This window comes from Streptomyces sp. NPDC006624, from assembly GCF_040611555.1.
Classification (GTDB): Bacteria; Actinomycetota; Actinomycetes; order Streptomycetales; family Streptomycetaceae; genus Streptomyces.
In genome coordinates this window covers 59884-84188 of sequence record NZ_JBEXOM010000014.1, presented here as the reverse complement: position 1 = coordinate 84188, position 24305 = coordinate 59884, and the positions used below count along the sequence as shown (strand labels likewise).

Genomic DNA, 24305 nt, shown 5'->3' with positions numbered 1-24305 from the left:
GGCGGCTGACCTGTCCGCCGAACGTGTGGTGTCCCGCAGGACGTGCGGCTGCTACCCGGCCCGCCGGGCGGTGTCCAGGAACGCCTCCAGTCCGGCGAGGTCGTCGGTGTTGAGGTGGTCGACGTCCGCGGCGAGGAGTTCGCCCCACAGTGCGTCGCGGGCGGGTCCGGGCAGGTCGGGGGTGGCCCAGAACCGGATCCGCTGTCCCCGGCGGTGTGCGGCGCGGACGATGCCCCGCAGCTTCTCCCGTTCGGCGTCCGGGAAAGCGCCGACGCCCCGCCAGGTGAAGTGCAGGGTCCAGTTGTCGCTGATCAGGGGGATGAAGGAGGCCGGTGCCTGGCTGCCGAGGTCGGCGAGCCGGCCGTCGTAGAAGGCGCGCCGGACGGTCTGGGTCTCCAGGGGCACGCGGGCCGCGCGGTCGCCGGAGACGACGACCGTGACGGGGCCGCGGCGGACGCGGCCGTGCGCGTAGGTGGTGAGCAGGTGCCGGTAGCGGCGCAGATGGCGGTCGAGTTCGAGGTAGGTCGACGCGCCCTCGGTCTTGAGGTCGACGAGGAGTTGCAGGGATCCGCGGTGTCCCCGGTACACACGGCCCCGGTTGGCCCGGACGCGGGCGGCGAGCGGGTCGAGGTAGAGGGATTCGAGGGTGCGGGACGGATCGAGGTCCTCGGGGTCGTGGGCGACGAGAAGACGGTCGCCCACGAGGTGGACGTCGGCCTCGACGCTGCCGAAGCGGTGGTCGAGGGCGTCGGACAGGGGGCGCGGGTGCTCGTAGTCGTTGTGGGCGTGGGCGCGCCACAACGGGCGTGGACGGGGGTGCCGTTGGCCGGCCAGCGCGTCGGCCGCGGGCAGGGCGGCGGTGCCGGCGAGGGCCGCGCCGAGGGTGGTGAGGGCTCTGCGACGGGTGGTGAGGGCCATGCTCCGCCTCCCTGGAGATGCCGTACGGGACCCTGCGAGTATGGGGTTCCGAGGGCTTCAAGAGGCAGACACGCGGCGGGAGTTGGCCGGACTGCCGCCGTGCGTTCACTTCACTCCGGCGGCATGGGAAAGCCCGCCCCGGGTGGGGCGGGCTGTCCGCGTGCCGTGTGCGGGCCCCCGCGGGCCTCGGCGGGGTGGGCGTCAGGGGGCCTGGAGGTCCACCAGCCCGGCCAGGGCCGCCCGGTGGGCGCCGGCCGTGCCGTAGGCGAGCGAGTCGGCCTTCGCCCGCTTCAGGTAGAGGTGCGCCGGGTGTTCCCAGGTCATGCCGATGCCGCCGTGCAGTTGCAGGGCCTCCTCGGCGGCGTGCACCGCGACGGGCGCGGCGTAGGCCTGGGCGACGGTGACGGCCACCTCGGCGTCCTCGCCGGTCGTCAGGGCGTCGGCGGCGTTGCGGGCGGCGGCGCGGAGGTTGACGACTTCCAGCCACAGCTGGGCGAGGCGGTGCTTGAGGGCCTGGAAGCCGCCGACGGGCCGGTTGAACTGCTTGCGTTCCTTCAGGTAGCGGACGGTTTCCGTCAGCGTCCATTCGGCGAGACCCAGTTGCTCCGAGGCGAGCAGCCCGGCTCCGGCGCGCAGGGCCCGGCGGACGGCGGGGTCCGCGTCGCCCAGCCGCCGGCCCTCGGCGCCGTCGAGCGTGACGGTCGCGAGCGGCCGGGTCAGGTCCAGGGAGGTCTGCCCCGTGACGGTCGCGGCGGCGGCGTCGACCGCGTACAGGCCGCCGTCGTCGGCCGGGACCAGCAGCACGTCCGCGACGGCGGCGTCGGCGATGCCGGTCAGTTCGCCGTGCAGCAGGCCGTTCTCGTGCCGGACGGTCGGGTACGCGGCGCCCGGTGCCACGTGCAGGGCGACGGTGAGGGCGCCGATCGTCGCGCCGGACGCCAGCTCGCGCAGGAGGTCGTCGGCGCCGCAGGCCAGCAGCGCCTCCGTGGCGACGACCGCGCTCGTCAGGTACGGCACGGGCGCGACGGCGCGGCCGAGTTCCTCCAGGACGACGGCGGCCTCGCGGTGCGTGGCGCCCTGGCCGTCCAGTTCCTCGGGCACCAGCAGCCCGGCGAGGCCCATGCCGTCGGTCAGGGGCTTCCACAGGGCCAGGTGGTGCGGGGTGTCCGACTCGGTGCGGGCGATGACGCCGGGTGCGTCGCAGTGGTCGGCGAGCAGGTCGCGGACGGCGGCGCGGAGCGCCTCTTCCTCCTCCGAGTACAGCAGATCGCTCATCGGGCCAGGTCCTTCCAGGCGACGTCCTTGTCGGTGCGCGGCTCGGGGGGCAGGCCCAGGACGCGCTCGGCGACGATGTTCAGCAGGACCTCGCTGGTCCCGCCCTCGATGCTGTTGCCCTTGGAGCGCAGGTAGCGGTAGCCGGCCTCACGGCCGGTGAAGTCGACCAGTTCCGGGCGCCGCATGGTCCAGTCGTCGTACAACAGGCCCTCCTCGCCGAGGAGTTCCACCTCCAGGCCGCTGATCTCCTGGTTGAGGCGGGCGAAGGCCAGCTTCATGCCGGCGCCCTCGGGTCCGGGCTGGCCGGCGACGAGCTGCTGGCGCAGCCGCTCGGCGGTGAGGCGGGAAACCTCGGCCTCCACCCACAGTTTCAGCAGCCGCTGGTGCAGGTCGTGGGTGCGCAGCCCGGGCCGCTCGCGCCAGGTCCTCGCCACCGGGCCGATCATGCCGCCCTCGCGGGGCAGGCGCATGCCGCCGATGGCCACGCGCTCGTTGTTCAGCGTGGTCTGGGCGACCTTCCAGCCGTCGCCGACCTCGCCGAGGCGGCGCGAGTCGGGGATGCGGACGCCGGTGAGGAACACCTCGTTGAACTCGGCCTCGCCGGTGATCTGCCGCAGCGGCCGCACCTCGACGCCCGGGTCGGTCATGTCGCACACGAAGTACGTGATGCCGCGGTGCTTGGGCACGTCCGGGTCGGTGCGGGCGATGAGGATCGCCCAGCGGGCCACATGGGCGCTGGACGTCCAGACCTTCTGGCCGTTGACGACCCAGTCGTCGCCCTCCCGTACCGCCCGGGTGCCGAGCGCGGCGAGGTCGGACCCGGCCCCCGGCTCGCTGAACAGCTGGCACCAGACCTCCTCGCCCGTCCACAGCGGCCGGAGGTAGCGCCGCTTCTGCTCCTCGGTGCCGTACTGGAGGATCGTCGGCGCGGCCATGCCGAGGCCGATGCCGATGCGCCGCGGGTCGTTGTCGGGCGCCCCGGCCGCCTCCAGTTCGGCGTCCACGACGACCTGCAGGGAGCGGGGCGCGCCCAGTCCGCCGAGGCCCTGCGGGTAGTGCACCCAGGCCAGTCCGGCGTCGAAGCGGGCCCGGAGGAAGTCCAGGCGGTCGGTGGAGGCCGGTGGGTGGGTGGCCAGCAGCTCCCGGGTGCGGCGGCGCAGTTCGTCGGCGTCGGTCATGCTGCCTCCTCCAGGACGACCGCGATGCGGCCGGTGGTCAGGCCGTCCGCCACCTTCTGCACGGCGGCGGCCGCGCCGGCGAGCGGGACGCGCTCGCTCACCAGCGGCTTGATCGCGCCCTGCGCGGCCAGCTCGGTGAGCTGCTCGTGGCAGTGCTGGACCAGCTTCGGGTTCTTGGTGTTGTACAGGCCCCAGTGCAGGCCGAGGATCGAGTAGTTCTTCACCAGGGCGTGGTTCAGTGCCGGGCTGGGGATGGTGCCGCCGGCGAAGCCGACGACCACGATGCGTCCCTCGAAGGCCACGACCTTGGTGGACTGGGTGTAGGCCTCGCCGCCGACCGGGTCGTAGACCACGTCGGCGCCCCGGCCGCCGGTGGCCTCCTTGACGGCGGCGACGACGTCCTCGGACCGCCGGTCGATCACCACGTCACAGCCGAGTTCCCGGGCAACGGCCGCCTTCGCGGAGCCGCCGACGACACCGATCACGGTGGCGCCGGCGGCCTTCCCGAGCTGCACGGCCGCGCTGCCGACCCCTCCTGCGGCAGCGTGGACGAGCAGGGTCTCGCCGGCCCGCAGACCGGCGCGGCGGTGCAGACCGAACCAGCCGGTCTGGTAGCCGATGTGCAGGGCCGCGGCCTCCGCGTCGTCGAGGGCGTCCGGCGCGGGGAGCAGGGCGGCGGCGTCCGCGACGGCGTACTCGGCGAAGCCGCCGTGGGGCAGCGCCGGGTTGGCGATCACCCGGCGGCCGTCCTCGGTCTCGCCGCAGATCTCCACGCCCGGGGTGAACGGCAGCGGCGGCCTGACCTGGTAGTGGCCGCGGCAGAGCAGGGCGTCGGGGAAGTTGATGTTCGCGGCGCGCACCCTCAGCAGGACCTGGCCCTCACCGGGTGTGGGCGGCTCCGCCTCCTCGAGCCGCATCACCTCACTCGGCTCGCCGTTCTCGTGCACGTGCCATGCCTGCATGCGGTGCCTCCACGGGGGGACTGCTTCGTCTGTCCGGGGTCGGTTCGCATACTAAGCGGTCGCTTGCCGATCAGGGAACAGCCTCCGGGCAGAAGAGTCCGAAGAGTGCCCCCGTCTCCCGGCGCGGTGGCGCCGCGCGTCACGAGCGCTTCGGCTTGGCCCGCACGTGCATGCGCTCGCCCTGTGGGCCGAACAGGCTGAGGAACTCCACAGGTCCCTCCCCCGTCGACCCGAACCAGTGCGGTACGCGGGTGTCGAACTCGGCCGCCTCCCCCGCCGTGAGCACCACGTCGTGCTCGCCGAGCACCAGGCGCAGCTTCCCGGAGAGCACGTACATCCACTCGTAGCCCTCGTGGGTGCGCGGGTCCGGTTCCAGCCTGCGCTGGGGTTCGAGCACCTTGTACGCCTGCAGGCCGCCGGGCTGGCGGGTGAGCGGCCAGTGGGTGCGGCCGCCCATCACGATGGGCTTCGCGCGCACGCGCGGATCGGCGGCGGGCGGCGCTCCGACCAGTTCGTCGAGGGCCACCTGGTGGGCGCGCGCGATCGGCAGGAGCAGTTCCAGACTGGGTTTGCGCAGGCCGGACTCCAGCCGGGAGAGGGTGCTGACGGAGATGCCGGTGGCCTCGGAGAGCTCCGCCAGGGTCACCTCCCGCTCCTTGCGCATCTGCCGCAGCCGGGGGCCCACGCCCGCGAGTACTTCGTCCGTCGTCATGCCGGTATTGCAGTTTCGGCAAAGACGTTTGTCAATCCCGCAGAGCCGGGGCGACGCTCGGCGGCGGAGGTGGTCACCATGACCGAGAAGTACGCAGTGGTCGTCGTCGGCGGGGGCGCGGCGGGGCTGTCCGCCGCGCTGGTGCTGGGGCGGGCCCGGCACCGCACGCTGGTCGTCGACGCGGGCGAGCCGCGCAACGCGCCCGCCGCACACATGCAGGGCTATCTGTCGCGGGACGGGATGCCGCCCGCCGAGTTCCTCGCGGCCGGCCGCGAGGAGATCGCGCGCTACGGCGTGGAGCTGGTGCGCGAGCGGGTGGTGGAGGTGGCGAAGGACGGGGACTTCACCGTGGTCCTGGCCGGCGGACAGAGCGTGCGGGCACGGCGGCTGGTGGTCGCGACGGGCCTGAGGGACGAGCTGCCGGCGGTTCCCGGCGTCGCCGAGCGGTTCGGCCGTGACGTGCTGCACTGCCCGTTCTGCCACGGCTGGGAGGTGCGCGACCAGCCGTTCGGGGTGCTGGCGACGAGCCCGGCCGGTGTGCACCAGGCGCTGATGGTGTCGCAGTGGTCGAAGGACGTGCGCTTCTTCCTGCACACGGTCGCCGAGGAGGAGCTGTCCGACGACGATCTGCGCCGGCTCGCCGCGGCCGGGGTGGACGTGGTGCCCGGGGAGGTCGCCGGACTGGTGGTCGAGGACGACCGGCTCACCGGTGTCCGGCTCGCCGACGGCTCGGTGCACGGCCGCTCGGTGCTGTTCACCGCCCCGCGGCCCGTCCCGCAGACCGGCCTGCTGGAGCGGCTCGGCGCCGAGCTGCACGAGACGCCCTTCGGCGCCTACCCGGTGGTCGACGCGACCGGTCTGACGACCGTGCCGGGCGTGTGGGCCGCGGGCAACGCGATCGGCTTCTCCGAGCAGGTCGTGCACGCGGCGAGCGGCGGCTACCGGGCGGCGTCCGCGATCGTCGGGGACCTGCTCATGACGGACCTGGACGCGGCCGTCCGGGCGTAGCCGCGCCGCTCTCCGCCCTCGGCGGCGTCCGGCGCATGCCGGGCACGGGCTGCTCCCGGACGGCCCCGGCCCGCTCCCGGACACGGCCGTCCGGGTGTAGAGGCAGCCCTTGCGGTGCACCATGACTGCATGCTTCTGCACCGGCTGGCCCGCGTGTCCCAGGAGGTCGCCGCCACCTCGGCGCGGTCGAGGAAGACGGCCCTGCTCGCGGAGCTGTTCCGCGACGCCGAGGCCGAGGACGTCCCGATCGTCATCCCGTACCTGGCGGGCCGGCTGCCCCAGGGCCGGATCGGTGTCGGCTGGAAGGTGCTCGGCCGCCCGGTCGCCCCGGCCGCCGAACCGGGCCTGACCGTGCGCGAGGTGGACGCCCGGCTGTCGGAGCTGGCCAAGGTGTCCGGGGCCGGCTCCCAGGCGGAGCGCACCCGGCTGGCGGGCGAGCTGATGGGCGCGGCCACCGAGGACGAGCAGCGCTTCCTGCTCGGGCTGCTCACCGGCGAGGTCCGCCAGGGCGCGCTGGACGCGGTCGCGGTCGAGGGCCTGGCCCAGGCGACCGGGGCGCCCGGCGCGGACGTACGGCGGGCCGTGATGCTGGCGGGCTCCCTCCAGGCGGTCGCCGAGGCCCTGCTCGCCGACGGCCCGGCCGCGCTGGAGAGGTTCCGCCTCACGGTCGGCCGCCCGGTCTGGCCGATGCTGGCGCACAGCGCCTCCTCGGTCGCCGAGGCGGTGCACAAGCTCGGCGCCTGCGCGGTGGAGGAGAAGCTGGACGGCATCCGCGTCCAGGTGCACCGCGACGGCGGCACCGTGCGCCTGTACACCCGCACGCTCGACGACATCACCGACCGCCTGCCCGAAGTGACCGCCGCGGCGCTGCAGTTGCGGGGCGAGCGGTTCATCCTGGACGGCGAGGTGATCTCCTTCGACGAGGCCGGACGCCCCCGCTCGTTCCAGGAGACCGCCGGACGCGTCGGCTCGCGCACGGACGTGGCGACGGCCGCCCGCGCGGTCCCGGTGTCCCCCGTCTTCTTCGACGCGCTGTCCGTCGACGGCCGTGACCTGCTCGACCTGCCCTTCACCGAACGGCACGCCGAGCTGGCCCGCCTGGTCCCCGAGCCGATGCGGGTGCGGCGCGCGCTGGTGCCGGGGCCGGACGACGAGGCCACGGCGGAGGAGTTCCTGGCCGAGACCCTGGAGCGCGGCCACGAAGGGGTCGTCGCCAAGGCGCTGGACGCCCCCTACAGCGCGGGACGGCGCGGCGCGTCCTGGCTGAAGGTCAAGCCCGTGCACACCCTCGACCTGGTGGTCCTGGCCGCCGAGTGGGGCCACGGCCGACGCACCGGCAAGCTCTCCAACCTCCACCTCGGCGCCCGCACCGCCGACGGCGGCCTCGCCATGCTCGGCAAGACCTTCAAGGGCATGACCGACGCGATGCTGACCTGGCAGACCGAACGGCTCCAGCGGCTCGCCGTCGACGACGACGGCCACGTCGTGACCGTACGCCCGGAGCTGGTCGTGGAGATCGCCTACGACGGTCTGCAGCGCTCCACCCGCTACCCGGCCGGCGTCACCCTCCGCTTCGCCCGCGTGCTCCGCTACCGGGAGGACAAGCACCCCGGGGACGCCGACACGGTCGAGACGCTGCTGGCGGCGCACCCGGGGGTGAGGCCGTGAGGCGCAGCGCCGGGCTGCTGCTCTTCCGCCCCGGGGCCGAGGGCCGCGAGGTGCTGCTCGGCCACATGGGCGGCCCGTTCTTCGCCCGGCGCGACGCCGGCGCGTGGACCGTCCCCAAGGGCGAGTACGAGCCCGGCGAGTCGCCCTGGGCGGCCGCCCGCCGCGAGTTCGAGGAGGAGCTGGGGCTGCCCCCGCCGGACGGCGAGGCCATCGACCTGGGCGAGGTCAGGCAGAGCGGCGGCAAGGTCGTCACGGCCTGGGCTCTCGAGGCGGACCTCGACCCGGCGACGATCGCGCCCGGCACGTTCCGGATGGAGTGGCCGCCGCGCTCCGGGCGGTTCCAGGAGTTCCCGGAGCTGGACCGGGTGGCGTGGTTCGGGGTCGGCCGGGCCCGCGAGGTGATCGTCAAGGCGCAGACGGCGTTTCTCGACCGGCTCACGGAGCACTCGCCCTGAGGAGACGCTCCCGCGTTGCGGTCCCCTCCGCCGCGCGGGAAGGTCGAGACACAGCCTGCACCGAGGGAGGTCGGCCATGCCCATCGCGACGGTGAACCCGGCGAACGGCGAGACGCTGAAGACGTACCAGGCCATGGGCGAGGAGGAGATCGAGCGCCGCCTGCAGCTCGCCGAGGCCACGTTCCGCACCTACCGGACGTCGGGCTTCGACGAGCGCGCCCGGCTGATGCACCGGGCCGCCGACCTCCTGGACGAGGACCAGCAGGACATCGCCCGGGTGATGACCACCGAGATGGGCAAGCCGATCCAGCAGGCCAGGGCCGAGGCCGCGAAGTGTGCGAAGGCGATGCGCTGGTACGCGGACCACGCCGAGGAACTGCTCGCCGACGAGGAGCCCGCCGACTCCGACGTCAAGGACTCCGGCGCCTCGCGCGCGCTGGTGCGCTACCGCCCGCTCGGCCCGGTGCTCGCCGTCATGCCGTGGAACTTCCCGCTGTGGCAGGTGGTCCGCTTCGCGGCGCCCGCCCTGATGGCGGGGAACGTCGGCCTGCTCAAGCACGCCTCGAACGTCCCGCAGACCGCCCTGTACCTGGAGGACCTCTTCCACCGGGCGGGCTTCACCGAGGGCTGCTTCCAGACCCTGCTGGTGGGCTCCGCCGCGATCGACGACATCCTGCGCGACGACCGGGTCAAGGCCGCCACCCTCACCGGCAGCGAGCCGGCGGGCCGCGCGGTGGCCTCCACCGCCGGGGAGATGATCAAGAAGACGGTGCTGGAGCTGGGCGGCAGCGACCCGTTCGTCGTCATGCCCTCCGCGGACCTCGACCGGGCCGCGAAGGTCGCGGTGACCGCGCGGGTGCAGAACACCGGGCAGTCCTGCATCGCCGCGAAGCGGTTCATCGTGCACGCGGACGTCTACGACGCCTTCGCGGAGCGCTTCACCGCGGGCATGCGGGCGCTGAAGGTCGGCGACCCCCTGTCCGACGACACGGAGGTCGGGCCGCTCTCCAGCGAGCAGGGGCTGCGCGATCTGGAGGAACTGGTCGACGACGCGGTGCGCAGCGGGGCCGAGGTGCTGTGCGGCGGCGGGCGGCCGGACGGACCCGGCTGGTACTACACGCCGACGATCCTCGCGGGCATCACCCGGGAGATGCGGATCCACCGGGAGGAAGCCTTCGGTCCGGTGGCCACCCTGTACCGGGCGGCCGACCTGGACGAGGCCGTGCTCATCGCGAACGACTCCCCGTTCGGGCTGAGTTCGAACGTGTGGACGCGCGACGAGGCGGAGGTGGACCGGTTCGTCCGGGACCTGGAGGCCGGCGGTGTCTTCTTCAACGGCATGACGGCCTCGCATCCGGCGTTCCCCTTCGGCGGGGTGAAGCGGTCCGGGTACGGGCGTGAGCTGTCCGGGCACGGAATCCGGGAGTTCTGCAACATCACCACTGTTTGGCACGGTGCGTGAGGGTTGCGGGGCTACGATCCCGTCTGTGAACCGCGAAGTGACTCTGCCTCTGATCGTCGACGACCGCGGGACCCTGCAGGTGTCTGCGGCGGATGTCAGCAAGCTGCTGCGGACCGTGGGGGGCCGGTGGGTGCGGCTGGTGGAGGGCGGGGAGTCGGGGCTCGACGAGGACACGGTGGCCGCCTTGACCATCGAGCTGGCGAAGCTGGCCGACCGTATCGACGTGGCCTGTATCGCGCACAGCAGTGGGACCGCGACGTAGCTCCCCCGCGCCCCTAGGACGCCGTCCCGCCCAGCGCCGACCAGAAACCCGCCTCGTAGTGCTGCAGGAGACGGCCGTAGGTGCGTGCCCGCCGTTCGTCGAGCCGCCCGGCGTGCAGGGCCGCCCGCACCGCCGCCTCCGCCAGCCGGTCCAGGTCGGGTGACGGCTCGGCGAAGAAGTCGAAGAAGGCGCAGGCCTCGTCGGTGAAGCCGTAGTGCTCGCGCAGCGCGGTGGCGATGGTCGCGCAATAGCCGCCCCAGGCCGAGAAGTTGGCCGTCAGAGCCAGGACCACGTCCGCCGGTGCGGCGTTGAGGGCCAGCCAGGCGACGTACGCGGGGTACGCCTGGCAGCCGGGCAGCGGCTCGTACGACGCCTCCCGCGCCCCGCACGCCCGTGCGAAAGCGGCCAGCCGGTCCCACGCCAGCACCTCGCCCTCCGCGAGCATCCGGAAGAAGGCCGCGGCCTCGGGGTCGGTCGTCCCGGAGCGCGCTGCCAGGTGCTCGAAGGCGCGGCGGTCCGCGGGGATCACCCAGCTCTGCTCCAGGGCGAGCGCGGCGAGCGCGGCGCGGGGTGCCGTGCCTGCGGCGATCCGGGGGACCAGGGGGTTGGCGTCCGGGTCCGGGGCGAGGGCCGCCGTGGTCGTGCGCATCAGGTCCCGGGCCGGGTGCGTCATCGCGTCCTCCGTCGTGAGGGTGTCGGGTCGAGCCTGGCACGGCGTCCCCGAGACGGAGTAGTCCCGCGCGAACTCCGCCTGCCTGCGGGTGATCGTGGGGGGACCACCCCTTGAGGTGAACCACCTTCTGACCGGGGGGCGAAGGGCCTTCCGGGAGGCGAAAGCAGGCACGGTTCATGGCGACTTTGTGCAGACCCTCGGTGTCCGTTCCAGAGCACGTGATCACAATGGAGGAGACGCTTGAGCTGGCGCGTCAGCGCCACGCCGACCACCCCCAACTGCCGCTGGCCCTCCGGCTGATCGAAAACACCGGTGTGCGCACGCGGCGCATCGTGCAGCCCATCGAGGAAACCCTCAAGCACCCCGGCTTCGAGGACCGCAACAAGCTCTACGAGGCCGAGGCCAAGGCCCGGGTGCCCGCGGTCATCCAGCGCGCGCTGGACGACGCGGAACTGCTCACCACGGACGTGGACCTGATCATCTACGTGTCGTGCACGGGCTTCATGATGCCCTCGCTCACGGCCTGGCTGATCAACGAGATGGGCTTCGACCCGACCACCCGGCAGCTGCCGATAGCCCAGCTGGGCTGCGCGGCCGGCGGCGCGGCGATCAACCGGGCCCACGACTTCTGCACGGCCCATCCCGAGGCCAACGCGCTGATCGTGGCCTGCGAGTTCTGCTCGCTGTGCTACCAGCCCACCGACATCGGTATCGGCTCGCTGCTGTCGAACGGCCTGTTCGGTGACGGCATCGCCGCCGCCGCGGTCCGCGGCCGGGGCGGCCAGGGCGTCAGCCTGGAGCGCAACGGCTCGTACCTGATCCCCAAGACCGAAGAGTGGATCATGTACGACGTGAAGGCCACCGGCTTCCACTTCCTGCTGGACAAGCGGGTGCCCGCCACCATGGAGCCGCTCGCGCCGGCGCTGAAGGGCCTCGCCGGTGACCACGGCTGGGACGCCTCCGACCTGGACTTCTACATAGTCCACGCGGGTGGGCCCCGCATCCTCGACGACCTCAGCACCTTCCTGCACGTCGACCCGCACGCCTTCCGCTTCAGCCGGGCCACGCTCACCGAGTACGGCAACATCGCCAGCGCCGTCGTCCTGGACGCGCTGCGCCGGCTGTTCGACGAGGGCGGGCCCGAGCACCGGGCGCGCGGGCTGCTCGCCGGGTTCGGTCCCGGCATCACCGCCGAGATGGCCCTGGGCCGCTGGCACCGCGCGGACGAGACGAAGTGACATGAGCGAAGAGACGATCACCGAGACACCGCCCCCGGTCCGGGAGTGGCCCGCGCTCGACCTGTCGGGCGCGGAGTTCGACCCGGTCCTGCGGGAGCTGATGGACGAAGGACCGGTCACCCGCATCAAGCTGCCCAACGGCGAGGGCTGGGCCTGGCTGGTCACCCGCTACGACGACGTGCGGATGGTCACCAACGACCCGCGCTTCAGCCGGGAGGCGGTGATGGACCGGCAGGTCACCCGGCTGGCGCCGCACTTCATCCCGGCCCGCGGCGCGGTCGGCTTCCTGGACCCGCCGGACCACACGCGGCTGCGGCGCAGTGTCGCCGCCGCGTTCACGGCACGCGGCGTGGAGCGGGTGCGCGAGCGCTCGCGGCAGCTGCTGACGGAGCTCGTGGACGAGATGCTCGGGGACGGTCCGCCCGCCGACCTCACGGAGGCCGTGCTGAGTCCGTTCCCCATCGCGGTGATCTGCGAGCTGATGGGCGTCCCGGCCGCCGACCGGCAGGCCATGCACACCTGGACGCAGTTCATCCTGTCCTCCTCGCACGGCGCCGAGGTCAGCGAGCGGGCCAAGCAGGAGATGGGCGCCTACTTCTCCGACCTGATCGGGCTGCGCGAGGGCAGCACCGGCGAGGACGTCACGTCCCTGCTCGGCGCCGCCGTGGGCCGCGGCGAGGTCACCCTGGAGGAGGCGGTGGGACTCGCGGTCCTGCTGCAGATCGGCGGCGAGGCGGTCACCAACAACAGCGGCCAGATGTTCTACGTGCTGCTGACCCGCCCGGAACTCGCCGAGCGGCTGCGCGCCGAGCCGGCCATCCGGCCCGTGGCGATCGACGAACTGCTGCGCTGGATCCCGCACCGCAACGCGGTCGGCCTGTCGCGGATCGCCATGGAGGACGTGGAGATCCGGGGCGTGCGGATCCGCGAGGGCGACGCGATCTACGTGTCGTACCTGGCGGCGAACCGCGACCCGGACGTGTTCCCCGACCCGGACACGATCGACTTCTCCCGCAGCCCGAACCCGCACGTGTCCTTCGGTTTCGGCCCGCACTACTGCCCGGGCGGCATGCTGGCCCGGCTGGAGTCGCAGCTGCTGGTCGACGCGCTGCTCGACGGCGTGCCCGGCCTGCGGCTCGCCGTGCCGCCGGAGGAGGTGCCGTTCCGGAAGGGCGCGCTGATCCGCGGGCCAGAGGCCCTGCCCGTGACGTGGTGAACCGGCGATGACGACGACGGAAGGACTGCTCGTACCGCCGGGTCAGGGCCGGGTCGTCCAGGCCCCCGCCCAGCACGTGACCTTCAAGGTGACCGGCACGCACTCCCGCATGGCCTCCACCTTTGAGGTGGTCGTGCCCCCGGGCTTCGACGTCGGCGCCCATGTGCACGCGCGCAGCGAGGAGTTGTTCTACGTGCTCGAAGGCGAGCTGGACGTGCTCGCCTTCGAGCCGCGGGTGCGGACCCCCGACGACTGGCGGAACTGGGAGTCCGGCTCGGGCAACCGGGTGGTGCGGGCCACCCCGGGCACGGTGATCGTCGTACCGCCGGGGTGCCCGCACGCGTTCGCCAATCCGACGGACGAGCCCGCGAAGATGTTCTTCCAGGCGAGCCCGCCGCCGGACCACGAGCGCTACTTCGAGGAACTGCTGGAGATCCTCGGCAGCGGCGGCCCGCCGGACCACGCGGCGATCCGGGAGCTGCGGGCGCGCTACGACATCGAGCAGCTGACGCCGCTGCGGCACCGCTAGCGGATGGGTACCCCGGCGAGGGTGCGGGCGATGACCAGGCGCTGGATCTCGCTCGTGCCCTCGAAGATCGTGTAGATGGCCGCGTCGCGGTGCATCCGCTCGACCGGGTACTCCCGGGTGTAGCCGTTGCCGCCGAGGATCTGGACGGCCTGGGCCGTGACCTTCTTGGCGGTCTCGCTCGCGAACAGCTTGGACATCGAGCCCTCGGCCGCGGTGAACGGCCTGCCGTTGACCGCCATCCAGGAGGCGCGCCAGACCAGGAGGCGGGCCGCGTCGATGGAGGTGCGCATGTCGGCGAGCTGGAAGGCCACACCCTGGTTGTCGATGATCGGCCGCCCGAACTGCTCGCGGGTGACGGCGTAGTCGAGGGCGACCTCGTACGCGGCGCGGGCGGTGCCGACCGCCATGGCGCCGACGGCGGGGCGGGAGGCCTCGAAGGTGGCCATCGCCGCGTTCTTCACGCGCTCCCCGCCCTGCCGGGCCTTCTCCCGCGCACGGGCGAGCCGCTCGTCGAGCTTCTCCTTGCCGCCGAGCAGGCAGGAGCCCGGGACGCGCACGTTGTCGAGGATGACCTCGGCGGTGTGCGAGGCGCGGATGCCGTGCTTCTTGAACTTCTGCCCCTGGGACAGGCCCTCGGTGCCGGGCGGGACGATGAAGGAGGCGTGCCCCTTGGAGCCGAGCTCGGGGTCGACGACCGCGACGACGACGTGGACGTTGGCGATACCGCCGTTGGTCGCCCAGGTCTTGGTGCCGTTGAGGACCCACTCGTCCTTGGCCTCGTCGTAGACGGCCCGGGTGCGCATGGAGGCGACGTCGGAGCCGGCGTCGGGCTCGGAGGAGCAGAAGGCGGCGACCTTGACATCGTTGGCGTCGCCGTACATCTGCGGGATCCAGGTGCCGATCTGCTCCTCGGTGCCGTTGGCGAGGACGCCCACGGCGGCGAGGCCGGTGCCGACGATGGACAGGGCGATGCCCGCGTCGCCCCAGAACAGCTCCTCCATCGCCATGGGGATGCCGAGGCCGGTGGGGTCGAAGTACTGCTGGGCGTAGAAGTCCAGGGAGTAGATGCCGACCTTGGCGGCCTCCTGGATGACCGGCCAGGGAGTCTCCTCGCGCTCGTCCCATTCGGCGGCGGCGGGCCGGATCACGTCGGCGGCGAAGCCGTGGAGCCAGTCGCGGACCTCCTTCTGTTCGTCGTTGAGCTCCATGGTGAACTCGGCCATGTCGTCCCCTCCAGTGGCGCACGTGCATGTTACTTGCGGTAACACCAGTCTGTTACCGGTGGGTAGTCCACGTCAACTCCCATCGGCCGGCCGGCACCCGTTCCATGTGGGGGCCACGCTTCAGTGCTAGTTTGCGCAGGCGTCACCGAAACAGCACGGGTGGGGAGAGCACATGGACACCACGCAGCGGACCGATCAGCAACGGTCCGCCGACCGCCGCCGGCGCGAGCTGCTGGAGGCCGCCGACCGGGTGGTGCTGCGCGAGGGCCCGCAGGCCTCGATGAACGCCATCGCGGCGGAGGCCGGGATCACCAAGCCGATCCTCTACCGGCACTTCGGCGACAAGGGCGGACTCTACGCGGCCCTCGCCAAGCGGCACACCGACGCACTGCTGGACTCCCTGCGGGCGGCGCTGGACGCCCCGGCGGAGCGCCGGGAGCGCGTCGAGGCCACGCTGGACACCTACCTCGCGGCGATCGAGGCACGGCCCCAGGTGTACCGGTTCCTGATGCATCCGGCGGAGGGCGGCCAGCCCGGCGACCCGGGCTTCGACGTCGGCAAGCACAGCGCCCCGCTGCTGCGGCGGATGGGCGAGGAGCTGGGCAAGGTCATCGAGGAGCGGGTCGACCTCGGACCGGGCGGGCAGCAGCTGGCGCGGGTGTGGGGACACGGGATCGTCGGCATGATGCATGCCGCCGGGGACTGGTGGCTGGGGGAACGACCCTGCTCCCGTTCGGAGTTGGTGCGGAGTCTGGCAGATCTGCTGTGGGGGCGCCTCGCGGCCGCGGGGGATCGGGTCGGCGGTCCCGGGTTCTGACCGCCGCGCATCGGCTGACGGACGGTGCGGGCTGCGCGCGCCCACGCGGCGGAGCCGCACCCCGGCACAGCCCCGCGCCCCCGAGGAGTCACCCCGCCCGGCGCCATGAGGCCTTGGCCACCTGGCGCATCAGCCTGCGCTGGCGCCATCCCCTGAGGTGGTCCGCGTAGACACGGCCCTCCAGGTGGTCGCACTCGTGCTGGAGGCAGCGGGCGAAGAAGCCCGTGCCGTGGACCGTGACCGGCTCGCCGGTCACGGTGAACCCCTCGACCACCGCGTGGTCGTGGCGCTCCGTGCCCGCTTCCAGGCCCGGGAGGGACAGGCAGCCCTCCGGGCCGCGGATCACCACCCCGTCCTTCTCGACGAGACGGGGATTGACCACATGGCCGACATGGCGGACGTCCTCGTCGTCGGGGCAGTCGTAGACGAAGACCCGCAGCGGCTCGCCGATCTGGTTGGCGGCCAGCCCGACGCCCCGGGCGGCGTACATCGTCGCGAACAAGTCCTCGACGAGACGGGCCAGTCCGGGGCCGAAGTCGGTGACCTCCGCGCAGGGCGTGTGCAGGAGCGGGTCGCCGTGCAGCGTGAGGGGTCTCACGCGGCCGCGGGCGCCGGGGATGGGGCTGTGTCGCATGGCGGCAAGAGTAAGGTCCCTGTCGATCCGCGCCTTCCGCACGAGTTCACCACAGTGCCGCGGTTCGGGACCGCCAATGGATCTCGATAGGCTGAGGCCCACACCCCACGTGGCCGTCAGGCTTCAGGCGCGGCGCGTACGCAAGGAGGATCGAGAACTGATGGCAGGCAACTCGGACCCGCTCTCGCCGCGGGCCAAGCTCGCCGTGACCGCGGGCAAGGCGGTCGCAGCGGCATCCCGCGCCGCAGGGCGCGGCAGCGGTTCGGTGATCGGCGGCCGGGTGGCGCTCAAGCTCGACCCCGAGCTCCTGGCCCGGCTCGCGCAGAACCTGGACGTGGTCCTGGTCTCGGCGACGAACGGCAAGACCACCACCACCCGGCTCATCGCCGAGGCCCTGCGCGCGGCGGGACCGGTCGTCTCCAACGCGCTCGGCGCCAACATGCCGGCCGGCATCACCTCGGCCCTGGCGGGCGGCTCGGACGCCCGGTACGGCGTCATCGAGGTCGACGAGAAGTACCTCGCCGGCGTCGCCCGGGACACCGCCCCGAAGTGCATCGCGCTGCTCAACCTCTCCCGCGACCAGCTCGACCGGGCCGCCGAGACGCGGATGCTCGCCGAGAACTGGCGGGAGGGACTCGCGGGTTCCAAGGCCGTGGTCGTCGCCAACTGCGACGACCCGCTGGTGGTGTGGGCCGCGTCCTCCTCCCCCAATGTGATCTGGGTCGCCGCCGGGCAGATGTGGAAGGACGACGCCTGGTCCTGCCCCTCCTGCGGCGGTGTGATGCAGCGCCCCGGCGACGACTGGTTCTGCGGCGAGTGCGGCTTCCGCCGGCCGACGCCGAGCTGGGCGCTCTCCGGCGACCACGTCCTCGACCCACACGGCTCGGCCTGGCCGATCCACCTCCAGCTGCCCGGCCGCGCCAACAAGGCCAACGCCGCCTCCTCGGCCGCCGTCGCCGCCGTGTTCGGGGTGCCCCCGCAGGTCGCGCTGGAGCGCATGTACCAGGTGCAGGCCGTGGCCGGACGGTACGACGTCGTCCAGTTCCAGGGCCGCGACCTCAGGCTGCTGCTCGCGAAGAACCCGGCCGGCTGGCTGGAGACGTTCTCGCTGATCGACCCGCCGCCCGCCCCGGTCATCCTGTCCGTGAACGCCCGCTCCGCCGACGGCACCGACACCTCCTGGCTGTGGGACGTCGACTACACCCGCCTGACCGGCCACCCGATCTGCGTCGTCGGCGACCGGCGGCTGGACCTCGCGGTACGCCTGGAGGTCGCGGACCAGCACTTCCAGGTCTACGACACCCTCGACCAGGCCGTGGCGGCGTGCCCGCCGGGCCGTATCGAGGTCATCGCCAACTACACGGCGTTCCAGGACCTCCGCCGCCGCGTCGGCAACTGAGCACGAGACGTCAGGGGACTTTTGTGAGCGACAACCAACTGCGCATCGTCTGGATCTATCCCGACCTGCTCAGCACCTACGGCGACCAGGGCAACGTCCTCGTCGTGGAGCGCCGCGCCCGGCAGCGCGGCCTGGACGTGGCCCGGCTGGACGTGCGCAGCGACCAGCCGATCCCGACCTCCGGCGACATCTACCTGATCGGCGGCGGCGAGGACCGTCCGCAGCGGCTCGCCGCCGAGCGGCTGCGCCGGGACGGCGGACTGACCCGGGCCGTGGAGAACGGCGCCATCGTGTTCTCGGTGTGCGCCGGCTACCAGATCCTCGGCCACGAGTTCATCAACGACCTCGGCCAGCGCGAGCCCGGCCTCGGGCTGCTGGACGTGGTGTCGGTGCGCGGCGAGGGCGCGCGGTGCGTGGGCGACGTGCTGGGCGACGTCGACCAGCGGCTCGGCCTGCCCCCGCTGACCGGCTTCGAGAACCACCAGGGCGTCACCCACCTCGGGCCCACCGCCCGCCCGCTCGCCCGGGTGCGCTTCGGCAACGGCAACGGCACGGGCGACGGCACCGAGGGCGCGTACAACGACACCGTCTTCGGCACCTACATGCACGGCCCCGTGCTCGCCCGCAACCCGCTGATCGCGGACCTGCTGCTGAAGCTGGCCCTCGACGTCAACGCGCTGCCGCCGACCGACGACCGCTGGTACGAGGCGCTGCGCAACGAGCGCATCTCCGCTGCTCAGCAGCCTGCCTGAGGCACGCGCCGCAGCCCGCCCCAGGGCACGCGTCAACCCGCTGGTCAACAGCCCGTCTGTCGACCCATCCGCACAGGTGAGCGGGGTCGTCCAGCAGGCGGACGCGTGCTTCGGCCAGGGCCCTCGATGCCGCTAGGGTGGCGGGGATTCCAGCCGGACAACGCGGTCCGGTCCCGGCCCACATCGAGAAGGTTTTTCGGGCTATGCGCATTGGTGTCCTCACGTCCGGCGGCGACTGCCCCGGCCTGAACGCCGTCATCCGGTCCGTCGTGCACCGTGCCGTCGTCGACCACGGCGACGAGGTCATCGGCTTCCGGGACGGCTGGAAGGGCCTCCTGGAGTGCGACTACCTCAAGCTCGACCTCGACGCGGTGGGCGGCATCCTCGCCCGCGGCGGCACGATCCTCGGTTCCTCCCGGGTCCAGCCCTCCCATCTGCGGGACGGCGTGGAGCGGGCCAAGGGCCACCTGCAGGAGCTCGGCCTCGACGCGATCATCCCGATCGGCGGCGAGGGCACGCTCAAGGCCGCCCGGCTGATGTCGGACAGCGGGCTGCCCGTGGTGGGCGTGCCGAAGACCATCGACAACGACATCGCCGTCACGGACGTCACGTTCGGCTTCGACACGGCGGTGGGCGTGGCGACCGAGGCCCTCGACCGGCTGAAGACCACCGCCGAGTCCCACCAGCGGGTGCTGGTCGTCGAGGTCATGGGCCGGCACACCGGCTGGATCGCGCTGCACTCCGGCATGGCGGCCGGGGCGCACGCCATCGTGGTGCCCGAGCGGCCCTTCGACATAGAGGAGCTGGCCCAGCGGGTCGGCGCGCGGTTCGCGGCGGGCAAGCGCTTCGCGATCGTCGTCGCGGCCGAGGGCGCCAAGCCCCGGCCCGGTTCCATGGAGTTCGACGAGGGCGGCAAGGACATCTACGGGCACGAGCGGTTCGCGGGCATCGCGCGCCAGCTGTCCGTGGAGCTGGAGCGGCGCCTGGGCAAGGAGGCGCGGCCGGTCATCCTCGGGCACGTGCAGCGCGGCGGCACGCCCACCGCCTACGACCGGGTGCTGGCCACGCGGTTCGGGTGGCACGCGGTGGAGGCCGTGCACCGCGGCCGGTTCGGGCAGATGACCGCGCTGCGGGGCACCGACATCGTGATGGTGCCGCTCTCGGAGGCCGTGGAGACGCTGAAGACGGTGCCGGAGGACCGGTACGAGGAAGCGGAGTGCGTCCTCTGAGGTTGCGCTCGTTCGATGGGTGCGGGTCCTGTGTGGCTGGTCGCGCAGTTCCCCGCGCCCCTGCGGTGTCGTACCGCCCCCGGTCGTAACAGCCACCGGGGGCGGTTCTACTCTTGTGGGCGGACAACTTGCTGCACACCCCCACGAAACAGGAGCCGGCGGAATGGATCACAGCGGGCACGGCACGACCATGGATCTGCCGCCGTTCACGCTGGGGCGAGGGCTGGAGTGGTCGGCGAACCCCTTCTTCCTGATCGCCTGTCTGGCCGGGCTCGCCCTGTACGGGTGGGGTGTCGCGCGGCTGGTGCGGCGCGGGGACAAGTGGCCCGTCGGACGCACCGTCGCCTTCGTCCTCGGTGTGCTGAGCATCGCGCTCATGATGTGCACGCGGCTGAACGACTACGGCATGGTCATGTTCAGCGTGCACATGGTGCAGCACATGGTGATCAGCATGGTGTCGCCCATCCTGATCCTGCTCGGGGCACCGGTCACGCTGGCGCTGCGGGCGCTGCCGACGGCGGGCCGGGGCCGCAAGGGCCCCCGTGAGCTGCTGCTGATGTTCCTGCACAGCCGGTACATGCGGATCGTCACCCACCCGGCGTTCACCATCCCGCTGTTCATCGCGAGCCTGTACGCGCTGTACTTCACGCCGCTGTTCGACACGCTGATGGGTTCCCAGGCCGGGCACATCGCGATGATGGTGCACTTCCTCGCCGTCGGGCTGGTGTTCTTCTGGCCGATCATGGGCGTGGACCCGGGGCCGCACCGGCCGGGCTATCTGATGCGGATGCTGGAGCTGTTCGCGGGCATGCCGTTCCACGCGTTCTTCGGCATCGCGCTGATGATGGCGAGCGAGCCGATGGTGGAGACGTTCAAGAACCCGCCCGCCTCGCTGGGCATCGAGGCACTGTCGGACCAGAACGCGGCGGGCGGCATCGCCTGGGCGTTCAGCGAGATCCCGTCCGTGCTGGTCCTGATCGCGCTGCTGTTCCAGTGGTACGCCTCCGAGCAGCGCCAGGCGCGGCGCACGGACCGGGCCGCCGAGCGCGACGGGGACAAGGAACTCGAGGCGTACAACGCCTATCTGGCCTCACTGAACGCGCAGGGGCGCTGAAGCCGGCTCGGGTACGGACGGTGCGCGCCGGGTGCCGGCCGGGCACCATGGAGGGACCGGACCACGAGGAGGGTGTCGCGATGCCCCGTTCCACGCACGGTTCCAATGCGACGAAGACCATGGGAGGGCTCACCGTCGGAGGGCTCGTCCTGGTGACGGCCTACACGGTGGCGCTGGGGAGCAACGGCTGGCTGTGGTTCGGCTGGGTGGTCCTGGGGCTGATCACGCTCGGGCTGGTGGTCACCACGCGCAGCACCTGACGGCTCACTCCCGGGTCAGCCGGCCCGCCGAGTGCACGCCCGGCTGGTACTTCGGCAGCCGGACGGTGATCTTCATGCCGGCGCCCGGGGCGGTCTCGATGACGAGGCCGTGGTCGTCGCCGTAGACCTGGCGGAGCCGGTCGTCGACGTTGGACAGGCCGATGCCGCCGGACGGGCTGGCCTCGCGGGCGAGGATGCGGCGCAGCAGACCGGGGTCCATGCCGGCGCCGTCGTCCTCGATGACCACGAGCGCCTCGGCGCCCGCGTCCTGGGCGGTGATCTGGATGTGGCACTTGCCCGCCGGGACGGCCTTGCCCTCCAGGCCGTGCTTGACGGCGTTCTCGACGAGCGGCTGCAGGCACAGGAAGGGCAGGGCGACGGGCAGCACCTCCGGCGCTATCTGCAGGGTGACGGACAGGCGGTCGCCGAAGCGTGCCCGGACCAGGGCCAGGTAGTGGTCGATGGCGTGCAGCTCGTCGGCGAGGGTGGTGAAGTCGCCGTGCCGGCGGAACGAGTAGCGGGTGAAGTCGGCGAACTCCAGGAGCAGCTCGCGGGCGCGCTCGGGGTCGGTGCGCACGAAGCTCGCGATCACCGCGAGCGAGTTGAAGATGAAGTGCGGGGAGATCTGCGCCCGCAGCGCCTTGATCTCGGCCTCGATGAGGCGGGTGCGGGACCGGTCGAGATCGGCCAGCTCCAGCTGCACCGACACCCAGCGGGCCACCTCCCCCGCGGCCCGGACCAGCACGGCCGACTCGCGGGGCGCGCAGGCGACCAGGGCGCCGTGCACCCGGTCGTCGACCGTGAGCGGGGCGACGACCGCCCAGCGCACCGAGCAGTCCAGGGTGTCGCAGGTGAGGTGGAACGCCTCGCCGCGGCCGGTCTCCAGGGGTCCGGCGAGGCGTTCCATGATCTCGGTGCGGTGGTGGGCGCCGTCGCCGTCCCAGACGAGGACCTGTGCGCGGTCGGTGAGGCAGAGGGCGTCCGTGCCGAGCAGGGAGCGCAGTTTGCGCGCGGACTTGCGGGCGGTCTCCTCGGTGAGGCCGGCCCGCAGCGGGGGCGCGGCGAGGGACGCGGTGTGCAGGGTCTCGAAGGTGGCGTGCTCGACGGGGGTGCCGAGGCCGGCGAGGCTCTTGGCCCGGGCGGTGCGCCGCCCGAGCCACACCCCGAGGGCCAGGACGGGGAGCACGGCGACGCACAGGCCCGCCAGGAAGCCGCTCATGCCGGCACCTCCGTGCGCAGTTCCTCGGGCAGGTGGAAACGGGCCAGCACCGCCGCCGTGCCCGGGGGGACCCGTCCGGGGGTGGCCAGGGAGACCAGGATCATGGTGAGGAAGCCCAGCGGGACGGACCACAGGGCGGGCCAGGCGAGCAGGGCGTGCAGGGCGCCCTGGCCGGGGTAGCCCGCCATGGTGGCGGCGACGGCGAGCAGGGCCGAGCCGCCGCCGACCAGCATGCCTGCGGCGGCGCCGGGCGGGGTCAGCCGGCGCCACCAGATGCCGAGGACGAGCAGCGGGCAGAACGAGGACGCCGACACCGCGAAGGCGAGCCCGACCGCGTCCGCGACGGGGAGCCCGCCGACCAGGACGCTCGCCGCCAGGGGCACGGCCATCGCGAGGACCGTGCCGAGCCGGAAGTGCCGCACGCCACGCGAGGGCAGGACGTCCTGGGTGAGGACGCCCGCGACGGCCATGGTCAGCCCGGAGGCCGTGGACAGGAACGCGGCGAAGGCGCCGCCCGCGACCAGCGCGCCCAGCAGGTCGCCGCCCACTCCCCCGATCATGCGGTCGGGCAGCAGCAGGACGGCGGCGTCCGGGTCGCCGGTGAGGGTCAGCTCCGGGGCGTAGAGGCGGCCGAGGGCGCCGTAGACCGGGGGCAGCAGGTAGAAGGCGCCGATCAGGCCGAGGACCGCGACGGTGGTGCGGCGGGCGGCGACGCCGTGCGGGCTGGTGTAGAAGCGGACCACGACGTGCGGCAGGCCCATGGTGCCGAGAAACGTGGCGAGGATCAGCCCGTAGGTGGCGTACAGGGGGCGTTCCCCGCTGCTGCCGGTCTGTTCGGACGGGGACGGCGTGAGGTCTCCTGCGCCGCCGCGTCCGGCTTCGGGGACGGGGGCGCCCGCGGGGAAGGTGAGCCGGGTGCCGCTGTCGATGCGGTGGGTGCCGGCGGGCAGCTCGAGGCGGGCGCCGGTGTGGGAGCGGCCGTCGACGGTTCCGGTGACGGTGACGGTCAGCGGGCGGTCCAGCTTCAGGTCGATGCCGTCGTCGACGCGTACCTCGCGCTGCTCGCGGAACGCGGCCGGTTCGTCGAAGGCGTGGCGCGGCGCGCCGTCGCCCTGCCAGGTGAGGATCAGGAACAGGGCGGGGACGAGCAGGGCGGTGAGCTTGAGCCAGTACTGGAAAGCCTGGACGAAGGTGATGCTGCGCATGCCGCCGGCGGCGACGATGGCGGTGACGACGATCGCCACGATGACGCCGCCCAGCCAGTCCGGCGCCCCGGTGAGCACGGTCAGGGTCAGTCCGGCGCCCTGGAGCTGGGGCAGCAGGTACAGCCAGCCGACGCCGACGACGAAGGCGCCGGCGAGCCGCCGTACGGCCTGGGAGGCGAGGCGGGCCTCGGCGAAGTCGGGCAGCGTGTAGGCGCCGGAGCGGCGCAGCGGGGCGGCGACGAACAGCAGCAGCACGAGGTAGCCGGCGGTGTAGCCGACCGGGTACCAGAGCATGTCGGGGCCGTGCACCAGGACGAGGCCCGCTATGCCGAGGAAGGAGGCGGCGGAGAGGTACTCGCCGCTGATCGCGGCGGCGTTGAGGCGGGGGCCGACGGTGCGCGAGGCGACGTAGAAGTCGGAGGTGGTGCGGGAGATGCGCAGGCCGAAGGCGCCGACCAGGACGGTCGCGACGACGACCAGGGCGACGGCGGGGACGGCGTAGGCGGAGTTCATCGGTGGGCGGTGCGCCGGTGGCGGGTCATCGGTCCTCGACGAGGCGGACGAAGTCGCGCTCGTTGCGCTCGGCGCGCCGGACGTACCAGCGGGCGAGCAGGACCAGGGGGACGTACAGGCCGAAGCCCAGGACGGCCCATTCGAGGCGGCGGGCGTCCGGCAGCGCGGCGAAGAGCAGCGGGAGCGGGCCGACGAGCAGGCCGAGGACCGCGAAGACGGTGAGGGCGGCGCGCAGCTGGGTGCGCATCAGGGAGCGGACGTAGGTGTGGCCGAGGGTGGTCTGTTCGTCGATCTCGGTGCGCGGCCGGTAGTAGCCGGAGGCCCGTCTCTGCCGGGGCGGGCCGGTGACGACGACGCGGCGCTCGGTGTGGTCCTGGGGCACGG

General features: G+C 72.9%; 24 protein-coding genes and 1 pseudogene. 14 read left to right on the top strand and 11 right to left on the bottom strand.

Annotated elements, in window-relative coordinates; genetic code table 11:
• Positions 1–51: 51 nt before the first annotated feature.
• From ABZY20_RS24595 to ABZY20_RS24575, 5 genes are all read right to left on the bottom strand, one after another.
• Positions 52–918, bottom strand: coding sequence for a phosphatidylinositol-specific phospholipase C/glycerophosphodiester phosphodiesterase family protein (locus tag ABZY20_RS24595; protein ID WP_356443697.1), 867 nt, complete (start codon positions 916–918; stop codon positions 52–54).
• Between the two features lie 201 nt (positions 919–1119).
• On the bottom strand, positions 1120–2193 hold the full coding sequence (locus ABZY20_RS24590; protein ID WP_356443695.1) for an acyl-CoA dehydrogenase family protein: 1074 nt from the start codon (positions 2191–2193) through the stop codon (positions 1120–1122).
• Positions 2190–3371: an acyl-CoA dehydrogenase family protein gene (locus tag ABZY20_RS24585; RefSeq protein ID WP_356443693.1), complete on the bottom strand. Its 1182-nt coding sequence runs from the start codon at positions 3369–3371 to the stop codon at positions 2190–2192. Before ABZY20_RS24585 ends, ABZY20_RS24590 begins: the two co-directional genes overlap by 4 nt.
• The gene (locus ABZY20_RS24580; RefSeq protein WP_356443691.1) at positions 3368–4333 is read right to left on the bottom strand and encodes an NADPH:quinone oxidoreductase family protein; all 966 of its coding nucleotides are present in this window, start codon (positions 4331–4333) and stop codon (positions 3368–3370) included. The genes ABZY20_RS24585 and ABZY20_RS24580 overlap by 4 nt, the downstream gene beginning before the upstream one ends.
• 139 nt (positions 4334–4472) lie before the next feature.
• The gene (locus ABZY20_RS24575; protein WP_356443690.1) at positions 4473–5045 is read right to left on the bottom strand and encodes an XRE family transcriptional regulator; all 573 of its coding nucleotides are present in this window, start codon (positions 5043–5045) and stop codon (positions 4473–4475) included.
• A 78-nt stretch (positions 5046–5123) separates the two neighbouring features.
• Between ABZY20_RS24575 and ABZY20_RS24570 the strand changes: the two genes are divergently transcribed.
• From ABZY20_RS24570 to ABZY20_RS24550, 5 genes are all read left to right on the top strand, one after another.
• A complete protein-coding gene (locus ABZY20_RS24570; RefSeq protein WP_356443689.1) occupies positions 5124–6053 on the top strand; it encodes an NAD(P)/FAD-dependent oxidoreductase in 930 nt (309 codons plus the stop codon).
• A gap of 129 nt (positions 6054–6182) precedes the next feature.
• A complete protein-coding gene (locus ABZY20_RS24565; RefSeq protein ID WP_356443688.1) occupies positions 6183–7721 on the top strand; it encodes an ATP-dependent DNA ligase in 1539 nt (512 codons plus the stop codon).
• On the top strand, positions 7718–8176 hold the full coding sequence (locus ABZY20_RS24560; protein ID WP_356443687.1) for an NUDIX domain-containing protein: 459 nt from the start codon (positions 7718–7720) through the stop codon (positions 8174–8176). The genes ABZY20_RS24565 and ABZY20_RS24560 overlap by 4 nt, the downstream gene beginning before the upstream one ends.
• 76 nt (positions 8177–8252) lie before the next feature.
• The gene (locus tag ABZY20_RS24555) at positions 8253–9638 is read left to right on the top strand and encodes an NADP-dependent succinic semialdehyde dehydrogenase (protein WP_356443686.1); all 1386 of its coding nucleotides are present in this window, start codon (positions 8253–8255) and stop codon (positions 9636–9638) included.
• Positions 9639–9663: 25 nt separating this feature from the next.
• Positions 9664–9900 carry a DUF6213 family protein gene (locus ABZY20_RS24550; protein WP_356443685.1) on the top strand — a complete coding sequence of 79 codons (237 nt, stop codon included), beginning with the start codon at positions 9664–9666 and terminating at the stop codon, positions 9898–9900.
• Between the two features lie 13 nt (positions 9901–9913).
• Here ABZY20_RS24550 and ABZY20_RS24545 read toward each other — a convergent pair whose 3' ends face one another.
• Entirely contained in the window at positions 9914–10573 is a 660-nt protein-coding gene (locus ABZY20_RS24545) for a transcriptional regulator (protein ID WP_356443684.1), read from the bottom strand.
• 167 nt (positions 10574–10740) lie between these two features.
• On the opposite strand from ABZY20_RS24545, the pseudogene ABZY20_RS24540 reads away from it, so the two are divergent.
• From ABZY20_RS24540 to ABZY20_RS24530, 3 genes and pseudogenes are all read left to right on the top strand, one after another.
• Positions 10741–11811, top strand: a pseudogene (locus ABZY20_RS24540) (type III polyketide synthase); the annotation flags it as partial.
• 1 nt (position 11812) lies between these two features.
• Entirely contained in the window at positions 11813–13027 is a 1215-nt protein-coding gene (locus ABZY20_RS24535; protein ID WP_356443683.1) for a cytochrome P450, read from the top strand.
• A 7-nt stretch (positions 13028–13034) separates the two neighbouring features.
• Positions 13035–13556 (top strand): cupin domain-containing protein, encoded by a 522-nt coding sequence (locus tag ABZY20_RS24530; protein ID WP_356443682.1) that lies wholly within the window; start codon positions 13035–13037, stop codon positions 13554–13556.
• Here the strand turns inward: ABZY20_RS24530 and ABZY20_RS24525 are convergent.
• Positions 13553–14779: an acyl-CoA dehydrogenase family protein gene (locus ABZY20_RS24525; RefSeq protein ID WP_356443681.1), complete on the bottom strand. Its 1227-nt coding sequence runs from the start codon at positions 14777–14779 to the stop codon at positions 13553–13555. The two genes, ABZY20_RS24530 and ABZY20_RS24525, sit on opposite strands and share 4 nt — an antisense overlap.
• A 172-nt stretch (positions 14780–14951) precedes the next feature.
• Between ABZY20_RS24525 and ABZY20_RS24520 the strand changes: the two genes are divergently transcribed.
• Entirely contained in the window at positions 14952–15596 is a 645-nt protein-coding gene (locus ABZY20_RS24520; RefSeq protein ID WP_356443680.1) for a TetR family transcriptional regulator, read from the top strand.
• Positions 15597–15684: 88 nt separating this feature from the next.
• Here the strand turns inward: ABZY20_RS24520 and def are convergent, their stop codons facing one another.
• The gene (def, locus tag ABZY20_RS24515; RefSeq protein ID WP_356443679.1) at positions 15685–16230 is read right to left on the bottom strand and encodes a peptide deformylase; all 546 of its coding nucleotides are present in this window, start codon (positions 16228–16230) and stop codon (positions 15685–15687) included.
• Between the two features lie 160 nt (positions 16231–16390).
• Here def and ABZY20_RS24510 point away from each other — a divergent pair, with 160 nt between their 5' ends.
• The 5 genes from ABZY20_RS24510 (at position 16391) to ABZY20_RS24490 (ending at position 20984) form a co-directional block, all read left to right on the top strand.
• A complete protein-coding gene (locus ABZY20_RS24510) occupies positions 16391–17629 on the top strand; it encodes a MurT ligase domain-containing protein (RefSeq protein WP_356443678.1) in 1239 nt (412 codons plus the stop codon).
• Positions 17630–17652: 23 nt separating this feature from the next.
• Positions 17653–18381: a glutamine amidotransferase gene (locus ABZY20_RS24505; RefSeq protein WP_356443677.1), complete on the top strand. Its 729-nt coding sequence runs from the start codon at positions 17653–17655 to the stop codon at positions 18379–18381.
• Between the two features lie 203 nt (positions 18382–18584).
• On the top strand, positions 18585–19610 hold the full coding sequence (locus ABZY20_RS24500) for a 6-phosphofructokinase (protein ID WP_356443676.1): 1026 nt from the start codon (positions 18585–18587) through the stop codon (positions 19608–19610).
• Between the two features lie 163 nt (positions 19611–19773).
• Positions 19774–20724, top strand: a complete 951-nt coding sequence (locus ABZY20_RS24495; protein ID WP_356443675.1) for a cytochrome c oxidase assembly protein — start codon at positions 19774–19776, stop codon at positions 20722–20724.
• An 80-nt stretch (positions 20725–20804) separates the two neighbouring features.
• Positions 20805–20984, top strand: coding sequence for a hypothetical protein (locus ABZY20_RS24490; protein WP_356443674.1), 180 nt, complete (start codon positions 20805–20807; stop codon positions 20982–20984).
• 4 nt (positions 20985–20988) lie between these two features.
• Here the strand turns inward: ABZY20_RS24490 and ABZY20_RS24485 are convergent, their stop codons facing one another.
• The 3 genes from ABZY20_RS24485 to ABZY20_RS24475 are packed head-to-tail and all read right to left on the bottom strand — an operon-like array spanning position 20989 to position 24303.
• The gene (locus tag ABZY20_RS24485) at positions 20989–22203 is read right to left on the bottom strand and encodes a histidine kinase (protein WP_356443673.1); all 1215 of its coding nucleotides are present in this window, start codon (positions 22201–22203) and stop codon (positions 20989–20991) included.
• A complete protein-coding gene (locus ABZY20_RS24480) occupies positions 22200–23921 on the bottom strand; it encodes a cation acetate symporter (RefSeq protein ID WP_356443672.1) in 1722 nt (573 codons plus the stop codon). The genes ABZY20_RS24485 and ABZY20_RS24480 overlap by 4 nt, the downstream gene beginning before the upstream one ends.
• A 25-nt stretch (positions 23922–23946) precedes the next feature.
• Positions 23947–24303, bottom strand: coding sequence for a hypothetical protein (locus ABZY20_RS24475; protein WP_356443865.1), 357 nt, complete (start codon positions 24301–24303; stop codon positions 23947–23949).
• Positions 24304–24305 lie beyond the last annotated feature (2 nt).

Bases quoted from the DNA above. Each gene is read 5' to 3' on its own strand.
- ABZY20_RS24570 (WP_356443689.1), top strand. From the start codon at position 5,124: ATGACCGAGAAGTACGCAGTGGTCGTCGTCGGCGGGGGCGCGGCGGGG.
- ABZY20_RS24495 (WP_356443675.1), top strand. From the start codon at position 19,774: ATGGATCACAGCGGGCACGGCACGACCATGGATCTGCCGCCGTTCACG.
- ABZY20_RS24535 (WP_356443683.1), top strand. From the start codon at position 11,813: ATGAGCGAAGAGACGATCACCGAGACACCGCCCCCGGTCCGGGAGTGG.
- ABZY20_RS24585 (WP_356443693.1), bottom strand. From the start codon at position 3,371: ATGACCGACGCCGACGAACTGCGCCGCCGCACCCGGGAGCTGCTGGCC.
- ABZY20_RS24510 (WP_356443678.1), top strand. From the start codon at position 16,391: ATGGCAGGCAACTCGGACCCGCTCTCGCCGCGGGCCAAGCTCGCCGTG.
- ABZY20_RS24490 (WP_356443674.1), top strand. From the start codon at position 20,805: ATGCCCCGTTCCACGCACGGTTCCAATGCGACGAAGACCATGGGAGGG.
- ABZY20_RS24480 (WP_356443672.1), bottom strand. From the start codon at position 23,921: ATGAACTCCGCCTACGCCGTCCCCGCCGTCGCCCTGGTCGTCGTCGCG.
- ABZY20_RS24485 (WP_356443673.1), bottom strand. From the start codon at position 22,203: ATGAGCGGCTTCCTGGCGGGCCTGTGCGTCGCCGTGCTCCCCGTCCTG.
- ABZY20_RS24525 (WP_356443681.1), bottom strand. From the start codon at position 14,779: ATGGCCGAGTTCACCATGGAGCTCAACGACGAACAGAAGGAGGTCCGC.
- ABZY20_RS24590 (WP_356443695.1), bottom strand. From the start codon at position 2,193: ATGAGCGATCTGCTGTACTCGGAGGAGGAAGAGGCGCTCCGCGCCGCC.
- ABZY20_RS24595 (WP_356443697.1), bottom strand. From the start codon at position 918: ATGGCCCTCACCACCCGTCGCAGAGCCCTCACCACCCTCGGCGCGGCC.
- ABZY20_RS24520 (WP_356443680.1), top strand. From the start codon at position 14,952: ATGGACACCACGCAGCGGACCGATCAGCAACGGTCCGCCGACCGCCGC.
- ABZY20_RS24565 (WP_356443688.1), top strand. From the start codon at position 6,183: ATGCTTCTGCACCGGCTGGCCCGCGTGTCCCAGGAGGTCGCCGCCACC.
- ABZY20_RS24530 (WP_356443682.1), top strand. From the start codon at position 13,035: ATGACGACGACGGAAGGACTGCTCGTACCGCCGGGTCAGGGCCGGGTC.
- ABZY20_RS24500 (WP_356443676.1), top strand. From the start codon at position 18,585: ATGCGCATTGGTGTCCTCACGTCCGGCGGCGACTGCCCCGGCCTGAAC.
- ABZY20_RS24545 (WP_356443684.1), bottom strand. From the start codon at position 10,573: ATGACGCACCCGGCCCGGGACCTGATGCGCACGACCACGGCGGCCCTC.
- ABZY20_RS24555 (WP_356443686.1), top strand. From the start codon at position 8,253: ATGCCCATCGCGACGGTGAACCCGGCGAACGGCGAGACGCTGAAGACG.
- ABZY20_RS24580 (WP_356443691.1), bottom strand. From the start codon at position 4,333: ATGCAGGCATGGCACGTGCACGAGAACGGCGAGCCGAGTGAGGTGATG.
- ABZY20_RS24575 (WP_356443690.1), bottom strand. From the start codon at position 5,045: ATGACGACGGACGAAGTACTCGCGGGCGTGGGCCCCCGGCTGCGGCAG.
- def (WP_356443679.1), bottom strand. From the start codon at position 16,230: ATGCGACACAGCCCCATCCCCGGCGCCCGCGGCCGCGTGAGACCCCTC.